This window comes from Clostridiales bacterium (assembly GCA_030016385.1).
In the GTDB taxonomy this organism is placed as follows: Bacteria; Bacillota; Clostridia; order Clostridiales; family Oxobacteraceae; genus JASEJN01.
In genome coordinates this window covers 19,954-38,786 of the sequence record JASEJN010000030.1, presented here as the reverse complement: position 1 = coordinate 38,786, position 18,833 = coordinate 19,954, and the positions used below count along the sequence as shown (strand labels likewise).

Genomic DNA, 18,833 nt, shown 5'->3' with positions numbered 1-18,833 from the left:
AGGGTAACTTCCACTTTAAGAGGATAAGGGGTGGAACTTACTTTGATAATTGAGTTGTGGATAAATATGCGGAAACTCAAGCAGTTATATATTGACAAATAGTTTTTATGTGTTATAATCTACACAAATACATAGGTGATGATGGAGAAGAGTAATATGTATCCTGTATGCAGAGAGAGGCTGCAAGCTGATGGAAGCGGTCTTATGCAAGGAATTATGAAAGTTCGCTCCTGAGCTTCAAGGCTGAAATAAAGTAAGCCCTGACGGTTGATTCCGTTAAAATTTTGAGTGGGTTTTACCAAGCTGGGTGGTACCGCGGATTAGTCTCCGTCCCTTTTTATGGGATGGAGTTTTTTTATATAAATTACCAAATATAAAAGGTAAGGAGTGATATGATTTGAAAGAAGAACTATTAAAAATCAAAGATGAAGCGGCTTTGAACATCGATAAAGCCGCGACTTCTTCTGAACTTGAATCCATAAGGGTAAAGTATCTTGGCAAAAAAGGCAGTTTAACAGCAATATTGAGGGGCATGGGCTCACTCTCAGCGGAGGAAAGGCCTGCCATAGGCAAACTTGCAAATGAAGTGAGAGGAAAAATCGAAAATTTGTTGGTGCAGGCGGAAGGCAGAATAAAGCGAGCGGAAAAAAGTGAAAAACTAAAAAAAGAAGTAATAGATATCTCTATTCCCGGAAAGGAGATCAGAAGAGGTGCAAAGCATCCCCTTACAAAAGTGCTGGATGAGGTAAAGGATATTTTTACAGGGATGGGATTTTCTATAGTGGAAGGTCCCGAGGTTGAGCTTGACTACTACAACTTTGAAGCCATGAATATACCCAAGAATCATCCGGCGAGGGATGTGCAGGATACTTTTTATATAAACGAAGATGTTGTTTTAAGGACCCATACGTCACCGGTTCAGGCGAGGTATATGGAAAAACACAAACCTCCTATAAGGATAATAGTTCCCGGAAGAGTATACAGGTCTGATACGCCTGATGCCTCGCATTCTCCGGTGTTTGCGCAGATAGAAGGGCTTGTGGTGGATGAAGGCATTACGATGGGGAATCTGAAAGGAACTCTTGATGTATTCGCGAAGAGATTATTTGGTGAAGATACAAGAACAAAATTCAGGCCCCATCACTTCAATTTTACAGAGCCAAGCGCCGAAGTGGACGTAAGCTGCTCGGTGTGCAAGGGCAAAGGATGCAGCGTATGCAAAGGAACGGGATGGATTGAGATATTAGGATGCGGGATGGTTCATGTAAAGGTTCTTGAAAATTGCGGCATCGATTCTAAAAAATACAGCGGGTTTGCCTTTGGCATAGGCCTTGACAGGATTGCCCTTATAAAATATGTAATAGACGATATAAGGCTTTTCTATGAAAACGATATAAGATTTTTGAGGCAGTTTTAAGGGAGGGATAAATATGCTGGTACCTTTAAAGTGGTTAAACGATTTTATAAAAATAGACGATTTGAATCCTCAGTACTTAGCCGATGCCATGACGATGTCTGGGTCGAAGGTTGAAGATGTTATAGAAACAGGAAAGGAAATATCAAACGTCGTAACAGGGAAGATATTAAAAATCGAGAAGCATCCAAACGCCGACAGGCTGATTGTTTGCATGGTGGATACGGGCAAAGATGTAATTCAGATAGTGACAGGAGCTAACAATGTAAAGGTTGGCAATATTGTCCCTGTGGCGCTTCACGGTTCTACGCTTCCGGGGAATGTAAAAATAAAAAGAGGCAGGCTCAGGGGCGTCGAGTCAAACGGTATGATGTGTTCGGCAAAGGAGCTCGGTATTGAAGAGAAGAACGCTGAACACGGAATACTGATACTTCCGGACAGCACAAAAGTTGGAGCCGATATTAAAGAAGTTTTGGGTTTGAATGGCGTGATAATAGATTTTGAAATAACGCCGAACAGGCCGGACTGTTTAGGTATTATAGGTATTGCAAGGGAAGCCGCCGTTACGCTAAACAGGAAGCTTGATATTCCCGAAATAAAAGTAAAAGAAAACAGCGAGTCGATAGATGATTATATAAATATAAATATTGAAGCGAAAGACCTGTGCAAAAGATATGCCGCAAGATTGATTAAAAATGTAAGATTGGGTGAATCCCCCGATTGGATCAAGGAAAGGCTGACAGAGGCAGGTATAAGGCCTATCAATAATATCGTCGATATAACCAATTATGTGATGATAGAATACGGCCAGCCTCTTCATGCTTATGATTATAATAAGATTTCCGGAAGGCAGATTATTGTCCGAAGAGCATTGGACGGAGAAAAACTTATAACTCTTGATGGGAAAGAGAGGATTTTAAAAAACTCTATGATTGTTATTGCGGACGGGGATAAGCCGTTAGTTGTAGCAGGTGTCATGGGAGGAGAAAGTTCGGAGGTTACTGAAAAAACTACAGCGGTTCTTCTTGAATCCGCATGCTTTAACGGCACATCCATAAGGCTTGCTTCAAAGGCTTTGGGTTTTAGGACGGAAGCATCGTCGAGGTTTGAAAAGGGACTTGATCCGAATATCGTTTTAGATGCTTTAAACAGAGCTGCGGAGCTTATAGCGGAACTTGGCGCAGGTGATGTTGTATCAGGGATAATAGATAAATATGAAGATAAATTAAAGCCATGGACTATAGATGTATCGGCAGACAGGATAAACAGATTCTTAGGTACTTCCATAAGCAGGAATGAAATGAAAGACATACTTACGCGATTAGACATAAAAGTAAAAGATGGAGAAGAGATGCGCCTTACAATTCCAACTTACAGGAGCGATTTAGAGCTGGAGGTGGATATTGCGGAGGAAATAGCAAGAATCCACGGCTATAACAATATAAAATCCACCATGATTTCCGGTGAAACCATGCAGGGCGGAAGAAATAAAAAGCAGCGTATCGAAGACAAAATCAAAGAAGTGCTGGTCGGCACAGGGCTTTATGAATGCATCAGTTATTCATTTGCAAGTCCCTCTGATTTTGACAAGATAAATATTCCGAAGGGCAGCAGTTTAAGGAATACTGTAAAAATTTTAAATCCGCTAAGCGAAGATTTAAGCATAATGAGGACCACAATGATCGCCAGTATGCTCGGCGTTTTAAGCAGGAACTACAGCAAAAAGAATGAAAACGCCGGCTTGTTTGAAATAGGTAAAATATATATTCCAAAAGATGGTGAAAAGCTTCCGGATGAAAAAAATATGCTTGTGATAGGCATGTATGGGGATTATGATTTCTATTATCTCAAGGGCATAGTACAGCTTCTGCTTAAATCGCTGGGCATGGATGGATACGAATTTGTCAGGGATAATAAAAATATGACGTTTCATCCTGGCAAAACCGCCGATATTTTGATTTATACAAAAAAAGGAGATTCAAATGCAAAAAAAATAAATGCGGGCATTATTGGGCAGATACATCCGGATATTACTGAACGATATGATTTGCCCGACAGCACATATTTATGCCAGATGGATTTTGATGCGTTGCTTGAAAACTGCATGATAGAAAGATTTTTCAAACCGATTCCAAAGTATCCGGCCGTTCAAAGGGATTTGGATCTTTTGGTTTCGAGGGATACGATGGCTTCCGATATAGAAAATATAATAAGGGAAAAGGGAAGGGGCATAGTTGAAGATATAAAGCTTTTTGATGTATATGAAGGCAAACAGATACCCGAGGGTAAAAGGAGCATTGCATATTCCATAATATACAGGTCGAAAGACAGGACATTAAAGGATGAAGAAGTCAATGAAATCCATGCCAAAATAATAAGAGAGATTGAATCCAGGCTGGATGCTAAGTTGAGGCTTTAGAAAAATGCGGCACGCCATACTTTAGATACAAGGTTGGCGTGCCGCATTTTTTTAATATTATTTCACATAGTTTGTATATAAAGAAGGATATTTGAATTTCGTAAAGAATATATCTAATAATTGTAACATTATAAGTTATAAAATCTATGATTTATTGTTTTTATGAAATATTATACCCCCAGGAGGGATGGATATGCCTGAAAAAAATAAAGTTACAGTTCATATAAACGGAAATGAATATACGCTAAAGGGTGATGAAAGTGAGGAAGTACTGCTTAAGGTGGCTGACTTTGTAGATAACGAGATAAAAAGGATAAGCGCAAACAATAACAGGCTTAACCCGACTTTTACGGCGGTGCTTTCGGCTCTGAACATTTCCAATGAATTTCTAAAGGTTAAAAAAGAATACCAGAAGACAAAAACAGAAATAAATGCATATAAAACGCAAATGAATGAATTAAAATCAAAATATGATTCGGCAAATATCAAGCTGCAAAATTTAAGGCGGGAGCTGGATCAAAAAACAAATGAACTAAAAATAAATACGGGCGAAATGGAAAAAATAAAGCAGAAGTACGATATTTTATATAATGATTATGTAAATAAAACCGAGGAACTGTCCAGGGCATACAAAGAGTGCGAGATTACAAAGAGCGAAAAGGAGAACAATCAGAAAGAGCTTGAAAGAGTAAAGACAGGGTTCGCCAATTCAAAATATAAGATAATTGAACTTCAAAACCAGCTCCTTGAAAATCAAATAGAGCAGGAGAGAATAAAAAAGGAATTGGATGAGCTAAAAATTGGTTATAATAATGAAGATAAAATAATTTAGACGGCTTAGGCTGTCTATTATTTTTATATTTAGATTATCTTCAATTCGTAATTTGGCTTATATTATTTTGAGTACTCATTCGCCAGATTCAAGTTTTGTAAGTTCTAAGGCCAGCAGCTTTGAGAATCCAAGAGCTCTTGAAACTTATCTTTGCTCAGACATTCAAAAGCTCTAAGGATTCTTTTGCGGCAGCAAGGCCAAGAACTTATCAAAACTTTCATAATGCTCATTCGTTGCTCAAAATAATATAATCCTATTTATGCCTGATTTCATGTTACGAATCGAAGTCAGATTATAACAAAGGTGGAAATAATATGGATAAAGTTGAATTGCTTGCGCCTGCAGGTAATATGGATTCCTTAAAGGCTGCGGTTGAAAATGGTGCGGATGCTGTATATATCGGAGGGAAAAAATTCAGTGCAAGGCAATATGCGGGCAATTTTGATAATGATGATATAAAAAAGGCTGTGGATTACTGCCATATAAGGGGTGTCAAAGTATATATCACCCTCAATATACTTTTAAAAGATAATGAGCTTTATGATGTTCCCGAATATGTCGCATACCTTTATAGCTGTGGCGTTGATGCATTGATAATACAGGACATGGGTGTGGGAAAGCTCATAAGGGATATTTTCCCGGACTTCGAGCTTCATGCGAGCACGCAGATGACAGCGCATAATTTAGCTTCCGTGGATTTTTTGTATAATGATTTGGGATATAAGAGGGTTGTCTTATCAAGAGAATTGTCCATAGATCAAATCGAAATCATCGCATCCAGTACAAAAGCGGAAATAGAAGTATTTGCCCATGGCGCTTTATGCATATGTTACTCGGGGCAGTGCCTTATGAGCAGCATGATAGGCGGAAGAAGCGGAAACAGGGGAAGGTGTGCACAGCCCTGCAGGCAAAAATACAAAATAGGAAACGGGAAAAATATATATGAAGGTTATATAATGAGCCCGAAGGATCTCTGTACTGCCCAGAATATCGATTCGCTTATAAGAAGTGGCGTCAAGTCCCTCAAGGTGGAAGGCAGGATGAAGAGACCGGAATATGTGGCAGCCGTAATATCGGTTTATAGAAGGGCCATCGATGATTACTATAATTCTGGGAACGTGAAAATATCCGATAAAGACAAAAAGATATTGCTGGAATCCTTCAACAGGGGCGGATTTACCACCGCGTACTTATTTGGCCGGGGTGGGAAAGAGATGATGAGTTTTGAAAGGCCTAAGAATTGGGGTATATTTATCGGGAGGATCAATAAAATAAACAAGGCTAAAAAAGAATTCGATATAAAACTTGAAGAAGGACTTTGTATCAATGATGGGATAGAAATATGGACAAAGAACATGGAAAATATCGGGTTTAAAGTTGATAAACTCCTTTTAAACGGCAAAAAAGTTGAGAGAGGTAATAGGGGCGATACTGTATCGTTAGAGTACAGGGGAGGAAATGTCAACGATCGGGTATATAAAACATCCGATTATAATTTGCTTAAAAGTCTGGAAAAAACTTATAAAAGTACATTGCCTGTAAAAAAGATTCCCTTGAAATGCAATATAATCATAAGGCGGAATGAAAATAGCACCATAATTTTAAGCGACGCAGATAAAAATACTGTAAAAGTTTCCGGAAGGATGCCTGAATCAGCTATAAATAAGCCGTTAGACAGTGAAAAGGTCAAAAAGCAGATATGCAAGCTCGGAGGGACGCCTTTTTTTATAAGCAGTATTAATGTAATGCTGGACGACGGGCTGTCACTTCCTCTGAGCTCTTTAAATATGATGAGAAGGGAATCTATCGAAAGGATCACAAAATGCAGGATGGATGTCAAAGATAGGACTCCTGCGGATTTCAATTATCTGTGCCATATTAAGGAGGCCATGCTGCATAGAGATCCACCGGATAAAGATAAAAAATGCAGAATAAGTGTATATATTAAAGATTCGGCTCTGGTAGATTGCGCAGCCGATGCAGGATGTGATATTATCATCTTTGGAGGGGATAAGCTAAGAGGCCATGATATGGATTATAAAACCGCCATAAAGAAATCCAGGATGAGAGGAAAACAGATTTTTATTTCCAGCCCCAGGATAATAAAGGGGGAGTTTGAAAGCATAACTTCAGAACTTTTGTCCGGAATGGAAGACGGGGCTGATGGAATATATGCCGACAACATGGGAATACTTAAATTTTCAATTGATAATAGCATACCATTTGCCTGTGGATTTTCTTTGAATATATATAACAGCATTCAGGCAGAGCTTCTTGGAAAATTAAAAAGCAAATTTATATCCATATCCCCTGAACTTACAATAAATGAAATCAGCGATGCTGCCGCTTATATTGAAAATTGCGAAGCGCTATGCTATGGCAGAGTTGAAGTCATGGTGAGTGAATATTGCCCGATAGGCGCTGCGTTAAATTGCAAAGGCAAAGATTGCAGAAGCAAGCAGGATATATTCCTTACCGACAGGATGGGGATGAAATTTCCTGTAAAAACCGATATATACTGCAGGAGCCATATATACAATTCCGTAAAACTTTCGATGCTGGAAAATGTAAAAGATCTATATGATGCCGGCATAAATATATTCAGGGTCAATATACTGGATGAAAATAAGGATGAGGTATATGATATTGTTAAGTCGTTCAGATGGGCAGCGGATAGCTTGGATAAAGGCAGTGTGAATACGCCGGGTGCTTTGAGAAGAGCAGTAGAGGGAGATTATACGAGGGGAAATTATTACAGAGGTACGGAGTAAATTGATTTTTGAGGTGATATCTGTTGAATAAAAGGACCTTAAGGGTACTTGAATATGATAAAATAATAAATAAATTATCCGAAATGGCTTTATCGGAAATGGGAAGGGAAATTGCCAGGAATCTGACTCCCAGCAGCAATTTGAATGAAGTGAAATTAATGCAGCAGGAGACTGATGAGGCTGTTAGGATAATATTTAAAAATGGCGCATATCCCCTTGAAGGGCTTCATGATATAAGAGAGAGCCTGAAGAAGGCGCAGATAGGTTCAATGCTCAACATGGGGGAAATTTTAAAAATTGCCGATCATTTGAGATGTGCGCGCCGCGTCAAAAGTTTCAAGAATAAGATTAAAGATGATAAGGATAATTATCCTCTGCTTGACGACTTGATCTCAGGGATTACCACAAACAAGCCGCTGGAGGATGAGATATATAGATGCATTATAAGTGAAGATGAGATATCCGACAGGGCGACTGTATCCCTTTATAATATACGAAAACAGATACGTGAAAAGAATAATGCAATCAGGGATAAATTGAACAGCATAATAAGGTCATCGGAAAATTCAAAGGCATTGCAGGAACATATAATAACCGTAAGAGGCGACAGGTTTGTAGTTCCGGTAAAATCGGAGTATAAAGGGAGTTTTGCGGGTCTTGTGCACGACCAGTCTGCCAGCGGTTCCACCCTTTTTATAGAGCCCATGGCTGTTGTTGACATGAATAATGATATAAATGAGCTAAAGTCCAAGGAAAAGGCGGAAATCGAAAGGATACTTTCAGACTTTACGCTGAAAATCAGTCAGAATATCGACAGTATAAATGTGAATAACGATATACTTTCAGAGCTGGATTTTATTTTTGCGAAGGCTAAATTATCATTTGAGTTTAACTGCATTCCGCCGACCATAAATGACAAAGGATTTTTAAATATAAAAAATGCACGGCATCCGTTAATCCCGAAGGAAACTGTGGTGCCTAACAATATATCGCTGGGAAAGGGTTTTAATGTACTTGTAATCACCGGACCAAATACCGGAGGCAAGACCGTTACATTAAAGACTGCCGGGCTTATTACTCTTATGGCAATGTCCGGCCTTCAGATACCTGCAGACGACGGGTCATCGGTATCCGTATATGATCAGGTTTTTGCAGATATAGGCGATGAACAGAGCATAGAACAAAGCCTTTCAACATTTTCGTCCCATATGACCAATATAGTAGGCATAATAAACGAGGCCACAGGCAGATCGCTGTGCCTGTTTGATGAGCTTGGAGCCGGAACGGATCCGACCGAAGGGGCATCCCTTGCCATGTCCATACTGGATGAGCTGCATGGGAGGGGCTGTAAGGTTATTGCGACAACTCATTATAGCGAGCTTAAGGTATTTGCTCTTCAAAGGGAGGGCATAGAAAACGCTTCCGTGGAGTTTGATGTTGAAACCCTAATGCCGACATACAGGCTTTCAATAGGTGTTCCCGGCAAGTCCAATGCTTTCGAGATATCGAGAAGGCTTGGACTTAGAGAAGATATAATCGAGAAAGCAAGGAAATTTGTTCCCAAGGAAAGCTTGAATTTCGAAGATCTAATCTCAAACCTGCAACATAACAGAATAGTATCCGAACATGAGAGGGAAGAAGCTGAGAGGCTTAGAGCGCAGACTGAAAAAATACACGAAGAATACGTGATGAGAAAGCAAAAATTAGATAAAGCCAGGGAGAATGTCATAAATGAAGCAAAACAGGAAGCAAGAAAGCTTATAAAGCAAGCAAAAGAAGAAGCGGATGAAATTATACAGGAAATAAGACAGGCTTCAAAAATGGATAACGAGCTGGAAAGAGACAGGCAGTTTAACGATGCCAAAAGAAGGATCAATGAAAAGTTAAGCGGATTGGAAACATCTGCTGTTAATCAACTTACGGATAATAGTATGCTTAAACCGGTAAAAAGCGTGAAGATAGGTGATACGGTATATATAGCCAACTTAAATAAAACTGCCGCTGTTTTGACATTACCTGATAGCAAGGGCGATTTGACAGTACAGGCCGGTATAATGAAGATAGATGTGAACATCTCGAATTTATTCAGCAAGAATAAGGGTAGTGAAGTAAAGGAAGATCATATGATAAAAGTAATAACTTCAACCAAAAACAGGACTGTTTCTCCATCTATCGATCTAAGGGGTCAGACTCTTGATGAAGCGATAATAAATGTGGATAAATACCTGGATGATGCCTATCTGTCACATCTCGATGAAGTTGTGATAATTCACGGGAAAGGCACCGGAGTATTAAGACGTGGAATAATGGATATGCTGAAGGGTCATGCTCATGTAAAATCATACAGGCCGGGTAAATATGGCGAAGGTGGAACGGGCGTAACAGTTGTTGAGATAAACAGATAAAATATGCATCCAATGCTACAGGCCTTATAATTTACAAAACTTGCATCCATCTGGCGAATGAGTGTTCAAAATGACATAAGCTAGCTCAAATTACGAATCGAAGATAGTTTGTCTAAGGTACTTGAATCTGTTATAATTAATACTGAAAAGTAAATTTTTGGGGGTTTGAAAAATGGTTGATGGTGTGAAAGTGCTTCTGCGTGCTGTAGAAAATGAAGATTCACCTCAAATTAGGAGGCTTTATGATAATTTTGAAGAAGCTGCAAATACCGGAACGGATTTTTCAGGGATACATAAAAAGGGTATTTACGATTCGATGAATTTTGTCATATGCCAGAAGGAAACAAAGAAAGTAATAGGTATTTGTGCCCTTAAAAACGTAGATCTCATCAATAAGAGCTGTTTGTGCTCGATTTTAATGGATTTCGATGAAGATTTTGACAACGAAAACAGGATCGAAACAATGCGGCTTCTTATGAAATTTGCTTTTGAAGAATTAAATTTGAACAGAATAGGTTTATGGGTGTTTGATTACGACAAAAGATCCATCAAGAATTTTAAAAAGTGCGGTATGAAGGTCGAGGGAATAATGAGAGAAGGAGTATACAACGAAGGAAGATACCATGACATGTATTTTATGGGGATATTGAAAAGCGAATATGGCAAGATTGTAAAAGGAGAGGGTGAAGAATGCGAAGAGGAGAATATACAGTCTTAAGGGAAGCCGGCATGGAAGATGCGGAAATAATGACGTCCTGGCAAAATGATAAGGAGATCATGGATTATTTGCATTTTGTATATCCTGTCTCCAAAGGGCAGCAGGAGGATTACATAACCAACGTAAAATGTAGCAAAAATGATGCTCTGTTTATGGTTGAAAATGAAGAAAATGTGCCGATCGGATTGTGCAAACTCAAGGATATAAACTGGATAAACGGTACAGCCGGGATCGAAATAGTTATCTGTGCAAAAAATTGCTGGGGCAGGGGTTACGGGTATGATGCTCTAAAGACATTGACGGAATATGCCCTTATGCAGCTTAATTTATGCACGCTTTATGCGAATATAACTGAGAAAAATGAAAAGGCCGTAAAATGTTTCCAAAAGGCCGGCTACAAAATAGAAGGAGTGCTGTATAATAGAACATTTGCACATGGAGAAATGAAAAATGTCATTTCGATGAGCATTTCAAAAAAGATGCAAACCGACGGGGAATAAGATTCTTCAAATAGTGTTGATGCACTTGGGAATAATTCGGTATATGCCCGGAAGAAGTGATAATTATGAAAGTAATGCATATAATTTCAGGCGGCGACAGCGGCGGGGCTAAAACCCACCTTTTTAATCTGTGCAAGGGTTCGTCCGGTATGTTTGAAAATATAGTAGGCTGTATAAACAAGGGAAAGCTGTTCGATGAAGCGAATAGAAACGGCTTTGATACGCTGCTTTTTAGTCAGTCCGGCAGGGCGGACTTTAATGTGGCTAAGGATATAAAAAGGGCGATTGATGAAAACGACATCGATATTGTGGATTTTCATGGAGCCAGGCCCAACTTTATCTACTCCATCGTTAGAAATAAGATAAACATACCGGCTGTTACAACCGTACACAGCGATTTTAGATATGATTTTTTGAACAACAAGTTAAAGTATATCGCTTTTACTCCTATCAATATATTATCGCTTAAAAAATTCGGCAATTATATTTGTGTATCAGATAAAATCAAGGATTTACTGGAACATAAGGGTTTTGAGGGATGCAAATATGTTGTAAGAAACGGTATAGATACAAATGTTAAAATAGAGAAAAGCAGGGATGAAATACGCCGGGATTATGGCATATCCGATAATGCTTTCGTATATACAATGGTGGCAAGATTTCACCCGGTAAAAAACCATATGGGTTTTTTGATGGCCGCAGAGAAGATAATCAGGGAGTTTAAAGATATAAACATAATGCTGATAGGTTCGGGAGCTATGGAAAATGAGCTTAAAAAAAAGGCACGCCAGTTGAATATCGCCGATAAAGTAATATTCACCGGACAGCAGGATAATCCCATAGATTACATAAATGCAGGGGATGTAAATGTACTTACATCTTTTAGTGAAACTTTTCCCATTGTGATACTGGAAGGAGCAGTTGCAGGTAAAAGTGCCATATGCTCTAATGTAGGCGATATAGAAGAAATATTGAATGAGGATACTGGATTTATTATAGATCCTTTATCGGTTGAAAATATATATATCCAAATGAAAAAGGCGTATGTCGGCAGAGAAAAGCTTAAATATATGGGACGGAATCTCCATGATATTGTTGTATCCGATTATAGTTTGAATGCTTTTTGCAGGCGATATTACGATTGCTATAAAAATATTTTATCAGGTGGTTGATATGGCGGAAGTTTTAGGCTTTAAAATAATCGATTGCGGTATCGATGAATACATTAAAAGGCTGTTAAATGATATTGAAAATGGAGGAAAAAAGATAATCGTTTCAGGCAATCCTGAAGTGCTGTACAATGCTTTGCATAATGATACGTTAAAATCCCTTTGCATGCAGTCTGATATAATACCCGACGGCATAGGCGTTTTAATTGCGGGTAGAATTACAGGCCAGCGTTTCAAGCAGAAGATTGCGGGGATCAGCATAATCGAGGAGATATTGAAACGCTCCCGTATGAATAATATAAAGATATATTTGCTTGGAGCAGAACAGTGGGTGGTCGAAAGGGCTGCGGAGTTTTGCAGAGAAAAATATAATGCGATAATCGCAGGCTTCAATAACGGTTTTTTTGATATTGATAGTTGCGAGCACATAATCGATGAAATAAACAAAAGCGGCGCTGATGTATTACTTGTCGCGATGGGCTGCCCTAAACAGGAATTGTTTATATCAAAATACAAGGACCAGCTTGAATGTAAAATACTGATGGGTGTCGGGGGCAGCTTTGATGTTATTTCCGGCAAAGTGAAAAGAGCGCCAAACTGGATGGTGAATACAGGATTGGAATGGCTGTACAGGGTTTTGAAAGAGCCTTTTAGAATAAAAAGGCTTGCCAGCATTCCAAAATTTTTATTTATGGTGATAAAAAGAGGAAAAAAGAACGGCTAAATTGAAGTTTACGGGAGGGATTGCATTTGGAGCTTACAAGGCTTATGATAAAATACTATATAAATACTGTAAAAAGGTCTTTTAAATTAACGGTCATAAACTGGAAAGTATCATTTGTACTTATCATATATTCGGCTTTGATGGGCGTTACATACGCATTGGCATCGAGACTTTATTTCGTAGGCGGGATACTGGTTGCGTTGGTTTCTGCAGCCTGCATCAGTTCATACTTGTATTTGATTGAGGAAATAATAAACAGCAGGGTTGTCAGCATTTACGATTTCAAAAACAGTTTTACACCATATTTGGGAAGGGTAATAAATGTAACTTTTTATATTTGGATTGCATCGCTTGTGTATAACCTGTTGATTCTAAGGATAATACAGAATATTTCAGGTGGGTTTGTTATAAATTTGATTGTTTATATTGCCGTAATCGTATTGTTAAACCCAATATTTGAATTTATATACCAGTCTTACGTAACGGAACTCAATATTTTTTCTGCCTGTGTATCATTTATGAAGGATAATTTTATCGAATGGATGATACCTAATGCCATCTTGATATTGCTGATTTATTATCTGTTCGGAGGTTTGTCATTTATAACATGGCCGCGGAATGTGCCCGGTATATTGAAATATATAGCAGGATTGTTTGTATTATTGTTTACGATGATATACAGAGGTATATTATTTAGGTTTTTAAACGAGTCTACAAGGCGGTCGAGACTTTTCAAGCTCAGAATGCTTGAATAAATCCGGAGGATGTGAAATGTCTATATATACTTTGAGGTTAGGCAAGTACAAGGGAATTGCAAATAAATATTCAAAAAAAGGCGAAGTCCCTATGGTTTCAAATCCTGTCATCTTTAACGGCAATAAATATTATCAGATAGTATACCGCAGGAGTTTTTTGATGTTTCCGCTGAAAAAAATCCAAGGAATGATTTTCATAGATGAACAGGGTGAATATATAGAAGACGACGATACTTTAAAAAGTCTTGCAAGATTATTCTATTATTATTCGTTTTTTCTTAACAATAAAAGATTCAATATAAATAATCTTATTAAAAATGGCGCGCAGATGGAAAGCGAAAAAAGATATTATGAAGATGCATCAAGTGTCTTAGGCATTCTGATTGAAAAAAGCGTGGAGGGTGCGGATAAAGTAAAGAAGATCGTTGACACTATTCCTCATATGAGAAAAAAAGCCAATGATGTGCTGCTTCAATTTAAGAAAATAATAAGCGGATATGAAAACGGCAGCAGCCTTTTTTGCCAGGATGCTCTGGATTCGCTGTTTCCTTTATATGTACAATCCGCTGTTATGAGCTTTGAAAGGGTGAAATATATAAATGGATGCTCATTATATTATGGATCCATAAGAAATGAAATAGTAAAGTTAAGGAAAAATATTAAAAACGCATTAAATAAAAGTCTGAAGGATAATATAGAAAAACTGCAGTATATAACATCTTTTTTTATAAATGTCGTCAATTATTACAATAAATTGATAGATTATACGCCGCAGGAGTATGAAAATTATTTTATCGGGAAGAGCGATGAATATATATCTGGTTACGTTAAGAATATAAGAAGGTATTAATATTTTAAGGAATTTTTAATAATTTGTTTATTTTTTATACTTAAAATATGTCTATAATTAATAATATGGTGTAAAAATATTGATACCTTTTTCACAGGTTGATTATCTGAATTCAGGTGGTATAATATTAAAGGCCATATTGTTTTTCCAGCTTTCAAGAGCTTTGGCAATATTTAATATACTAATGTTTAGAGGTGAATTAAACTGAGTTACAATGTAAAAATTGATGAAAAGGACGAGATTATATCAGATAAAAAAGTATGTATTTTTGGCCAGGGTTATGTGGGCTTACCTTTATCTCTAAGTTTTTCCTTGAGAGGATACCGGGTAATCGGCGTAGACGTAAACAAAAAACTCGTGAACGATTTAAATGCAGGTATCACATACCATACCGAAAAGTTTTCAGGTATGGGTATTCGTGATATATTGAAAAGGGAAATTGATGAAAAGAAATATACAGCCACATGTGATGCAAAAGAGGCCGTGAGCGAAAGCAAGAACATAATCGTCACGGTAGGTATACCCGTTGTTGACGGAAAGTATATTATCGATTATGTAAAAGATGCATGTACCGTAATTGCAAGGAATATGAAAAAGGGAACTTTGATAATCATAAGAAGCACGGTCATTCCGGGAACTACTGAAGAATTGCTGCTGCCTCTTCTTGAGAGGGAATCCGGCATGAAGGCAGGATGTGACTTTTATCTTGCATATTCATCTGAAAGAATAGCAGAGGGCAATGCATTTGATGAATTTGAGAATATGCCGACTCTTGTCGGCGGCATAAATGATGTCAGCGCTGAAAGGGCCTCTGAGCTTTTAAGAGCGATATGCAAGGCTGAAATATACAAAGCCTCCTGTATAAAGGTTGTTGAAACGTCGAAGGTATTTGAAAACGTCCAGAGGGATGTAAATATTGCCATGGTGCAGGAATTTGCAAGATTTGCAGAATCCCTTGGCATAGATATTTTCGAAACCATAAGGCTTGCAAACACCCACAAAAGAGTAAATCTGCTTACGCCCGGTCCGGGGGTTGGCGGATATTGCATTCCGAATGCATATTATTACCTGGAGCCTAAGGCGGAACAATTAGGCGTAAGCCTTGATATATTGAGGCTTTGCAGAAAGAAAAATGAAGGATTGCAGAAGTTTATTTCGGATAAGGTGGAAAATTTGCTGAGCAAGGTTGGAAAGAAGATTTCCACATCGAAAATTGCCATCCTTGGAATTGCAATGAAGGATTACTCGAATGATGACAGGATAAGTCCCCCTATAGATATAATAAAGATACTTCAAGATAGGGGTGCACATGTTGCAGCGTATGATCCTGCTGTGCCTACGCAGTACGAATTTAAATCAGATACCCAGGATGGGGCTTTAAAGGATGCAGATGCCGTATTAATACTTGCAAGGCAGAAGGGAATAGATCTGGATAATATTAAACATATGGCTGAATTGATGAATAAAAAGCCTGTTTGTCTTGATACCAAGTCGGCTATAAAAAAGGAAGAAGCCGAAAAGTATGGCTTTTTGTACTGGAAAATATGATCCTGGTTATCGCTATTGCTTTTGTCAATATGGAGGTTTGTTTATAAATGAGAATATGCGTCATGACTACAGGACATAATGCCTTTGACAGCAGGATTTTTTATAAAGAAATAATGTCTTTGAAAAAAGTGTACAATGATATATATCTTATTGCTCCTTATGATAAAAAGGTGGACATAGTAAAAGGAGTGCATATAATAGGAATACCAAAGGCAAAATCGCTGATTCAAAGGTACTTCCTGGTAGATAAAGTCATAAAAGAGGCGGCAAAAATCAATGCTGATATATATCATTTTCACGACTTTGAAATAATACTGAAAGTACTTAAATTAAAGAAGCTTGTTCCCAACTGTAAAATAATATATGACGTACACGAATATTATCCTGAAATGATCACGATGTCAAGGAAAATACCTGAATTTATAAAACCAATCGGGGCTTCATATGTCAACAGGAAAGAGATAAATGTTGCATCCAAGCTCGACTATATAATAAGCACGGATGATTACAATAAAGAAAGATTTTCGAAGGTTAATAATAATGTCGATATCATCTATAATTTTACGGATTTCAAGACGGATGACGGCGAAAAAGTAGAGAAAGAATATGATGTTATCTATCAAGGCGGGATATCCATAGAAAGAGGTGCCCTTAAACTAATAGAGGCGATAAATATTATACGCAGCAAGAAGCCTGATATAAGTATGATTTTTGTAGGGAGTTTCGATGATGAGGATGTTAAAGAGGCAGTATATAAATATATCAAAGAAAATAACCTTTCCAGGAATATAAAGTATATCGGGCGTGTTTCTCATGAAGAAGTAGAGAATTATATCAAAAAATCAAGGATGGGCGTCGTGGCATTTTTGCCTTATCCAAGATATGCGAAAAACATACCCATAAAACAGTTTGAATATATGGGATGCGGAGTGCCTGTTATTGGAGGGTATTTACCGTCCGTGAAAAGATTTATTACTGCATATAACAGCGGCATCATCGTAGATCCAAACGATGCGAGAAGCATTGCAGATGCGATTTTAAAACTCCTTGATGACCCGAAGCTTTGCAAGACACTCGGGGAAAATGGAATAAGAGCTGTCAGGGAGTCGTATAACTGGGGCAATATGGAGCATAAGCTTTTAGATATATATGCGAGTTTGTGTTGAGAATTAAAAATCAGGTGCTGCATGATGGACATTTGTCCATCATGCAGCACCTGATTTTTAGTGAAAAACATGCGGCTTATTTTGTTAATACCCGTATATAATTGATCTCAGGATCTTCTGTTCCCTGTACGTATAGGCCGGCATCCTTCATGACTTCGACATAATCGATTATATCCTTGGTTATTTCTTCTCCAGGGCATAAAACCGGTATTCCTGGAGGATATGCCATAAGAAATTCTCCGCTTATCCTGCCTGCGCTGCTCTTTAAGTCTACAGGTTCTTTCATGCTGTTAAATGCTTCTCTCGGTGTACATACCTGCCTTGGTATTTCGGGAATATCAAGAACATCATTTTGCTTTACAGATTTTGCCGAGTATTTGTCCGCTATTTCCCCTAAAGCAGAAATCAGCGCATCAAAGCTTTCCTTTGTATCTCCAAAGGAGCCTACTGCAAGCACATTGTATAAATCAGACAATTCAACCTGTATGTGATACTTATCTGCAAGTAGCTGGTCCACTTTATATCCGGTAATTCCCATACCCCTGCAACAAATAGTAAGTTTTGTGGGATCGAACCCGAAAGCGCCTTTTTCTTTCAGTATTTCATTCCCGAAGCAGTAAAGGCCGGGTATTTTATTTATTTTTGCCCTTGCATATTCACATAGATCTATAGCTTTGTCCAAAAGCTCTTTTCCTTTTGTAGCAATTTGCATTCTTGCTACATCCAAGGAAGCCATCAATATATATGATGGGCTTGTCGTCTGCAGAATGTTCATGACCTGCTGAACTCTATCATGATCGATCCTGTTTCCCTTTACATGCAGCAAGGAGCTTTGAGTCAGTGAACCTATGATTTTATGGGTACTCTGGGCACACATATCCGCTCCAGCGTCCAAAGCGGATAGAGGGAGCCTGTCATTAAAGCTAAGGTGCGGCCCGTGAGCCTCGTCGACAATCAAGGGAATATTTTTAGAATGGACAATGCGGGCGGTCTTTTCGATATCCGATGCGACACCATAATATGTCGGGTTTACAATAAGCACTGCCTTTGCATCAGGGTTGTCCATCAATGTTTGTTCAACCACCTGTGGTGTTACACCCAAGGCCGTACCGGTTGTATGGTCGATTTCAGGTCTCATATATACAGGCACCGCCCCGCTCAATATTATACCTGCTGTAACGGATTTATGAACGTTTCTGGGGATTATTATCTTATCACCCTGAGTCACCGTACTCATGATCATGGCCTGTATGGCTCCGGATGTACCGTTGATTGAAAAAAATGCCCTGTCCGAGCCATATGCATCAGCGGCAAGTTCCTGAGCCTTCTTAATAGGTCCGGTTGGATGATGCAGGCTGTCAACTAGTTTAAACACAGTGACATCTATTGATAAAACATTATTGCCTACAAAATTTTTAAACTTATCATCCATACCATGCCCCTTTTTATGGCCTGGTACATGAAATGGGATTGTATTTCTGTTTACATATTCCATTAGTGCATCAAATAATGGAGTTTGAGTTTGATCTAATTTATACATTTTAATTATCCCACCTTTTGTA

The 18,833-nt window shown here is 38.3% G+C and carries 14 protein-coding genes and 1 other annotated feature; of the genes, 13 read left to right on the top strand and 1 reads right to left on the bottom strand.

The window, feature by feature from the left end:
* The first annotated feature begins 129 nt into the window (after positions 1–129).
* Positions 130–338 (top strand) — a binding site (T-box leader).
* Positions 339–397: 59 nt separating this feature from the next.
* The 13 genes from pheS (at position 398) to QME45_08420 (ending at position 17,271) form a co-directional block, all read left to right on the top strand.
* Positions 398–1,417, top strand: coding sequence for a phenylalanine--tRNA ligase subunit alpha (gene pheS, locus QME45_08480; protein ID MDI6618700.1), 1,020 nt, complete (start codon positions 398–400; stop codon positions 1,415–1,417).
* A gap of 13 nt (positions 1,418–1,430) precedes the next feature.
* Positions 1,431–3,833: a phenylalanine--tRNA ligase subunit beta gene (gene pheT, locus QME45_08475; GenBank protein ID MDI6618699.1), complete on the top strand. Its 2,403-nt coding sequence runs from the start codon at positions 1,431–1,433 to the stop codon at positions 3,831–3,833.
* Between the two features lie 193 nt (positions 3,834–4,026).
* Positions 4,027–4,665 carry a cell division protein ZapA gene (zapA, locus tag QME45_08470; GenBank protein MDI6618698.1) on the top strand — a complete coding sequence of 213 codons (639 nt, stop codon included), beginning with the start codon at positions 4,027–4,029 and terminating at the stop codon, positions 4,663–4,665.
* Positions 4,666–4,979: 314 nt separating this feature from the next.
* On the top strand, positions 4,980–7,436 hold the full coding sequence (locus QME45_08465; protein ID MDI6618697.1) for a DUF3656 domain-containing protein: 2,457 nt from the start codon (positions 4,980–4,982) through the stop codon (positions 7,434–7,436).
* Positions 7,437–7,459: 23 nt separating this feature from the next.
* A complete protein-coding gene (locus QME45_08460) occupies positions 7,460–9,841 on the top strand; it encodes an endonuclease MutS2 (protein ID MDI6618696.1) in 2,382 nt (793 codons plus the stop codon).
* 172 nt (positions 9,842–10,013) lie between these two features.
* A complete protein-coding gene (locus QME45_08455) occupies positions 10,014–10,559 on the top strand; it encodes a GNAT family protein (GenBank protein MDI6618695.1) in 546 nt (181 codons plus the stop codon).
* Positions 10,532–11,059, top strand: a complete 528-nt coding sequence (locus QME45_08450) for a GNAT family N-acetyltransferase (GenBank protein ID MDI6618694.1) — start codon at positions 10,532–10,534, stop codon at positions 11,057–11,059. The genes QME45_08455 and QME45_08450 overlap by 28 nt, the downstream gene beginning before the upstream one ends.
* Positions 11,060–11,124: 65 nt before the next feature.
* On the top strand, positions 11,125–12,231 hold the full coding sequence (locus tag QME45_08445; GenBank protein MDI6618693.1) for a glycosyltransferase: 1,107 nt from the start codon (positions 11,125–11,127) through the stop codon (positions 12,229–12,231).
* A gap of 1 nt (position 12,232) precedes the next feature.
* Complete coding sequence (locus QME45_08440) at positions 12,233–12,952, top strand: WecB/TagA/CpsF family glycosyltransferase (GenBank protein ID MDI6618692.1); 720 nt, start codon at positions 12,233–12,235, stop codon at positions 12,950–12,952.
* 26 nt (positions 12,953–12,978) lie between these two features.
* Positions 12,979–13,707 carry a hypothetical protein gene (locus QME45_08435; GenBank protein MDI6618691.1) on the top strand — a complete coding sequence of 243 codons (729 nt, stop codon included), beginning with the start codon at positions 12,979–12,981 and terminating at the stop codon, positions 13,705–13,707.
* Between the two features lie 16 nt (positions 13,708–13,723).
* Positions 13,724–14,557 (top strand): hypothetical protein, encoded by an 834-nt coding sequence (locus QME45_08430; GenBank protein MDI6618690.1) that lies wholly within the window; start codon positions 13,724–13,726, stop codon positions 14,555–14,557.
* A 240-nt stretch (positions 14,558–14,797) separates the two neighbouring features.
* A complete protein-coding gene (locus QME45_08425; GenBank protein MDI6618689.1) occupies positions 14,798–16,105 on the top strand; it encodes a nucleotide sugar dehydrogenase in 1,308 nt (435 codons plus the stop codon).
* Positions 16,106–16,152: 47 nt separating this feature from the next.
* Positions 16,153–17,271 (top strand): glycosyltransferase, encoded by a 1,119-nt coding sequence (locus QME45_08420; protein ID MDI6618688.1) that lies wholly within the window; start codon positions 16,153–16,155, stop codon positions 17,269–17,271.
* Between the two features lie 76 nt (positions 17,272–17,347).
* Here QME45_08420 and QME45_08415 read toward each other — a convergent pair whose 3' ends face one another.
* On the bottom strand, positions 17,348–18,811 hold the full coding sequence (locus QME45_08415) for an aminotransferase class I/II-fold pyridoxal phosphate-dependent enzyme (protein ID MDI6618687.1): 1,464 nt from the start codon (positions 18,809–18,811) through the stop codon (positions 17,348–17,350).
* Positions 18,812–18,833 lie beyond the last annotated feature (22 nt).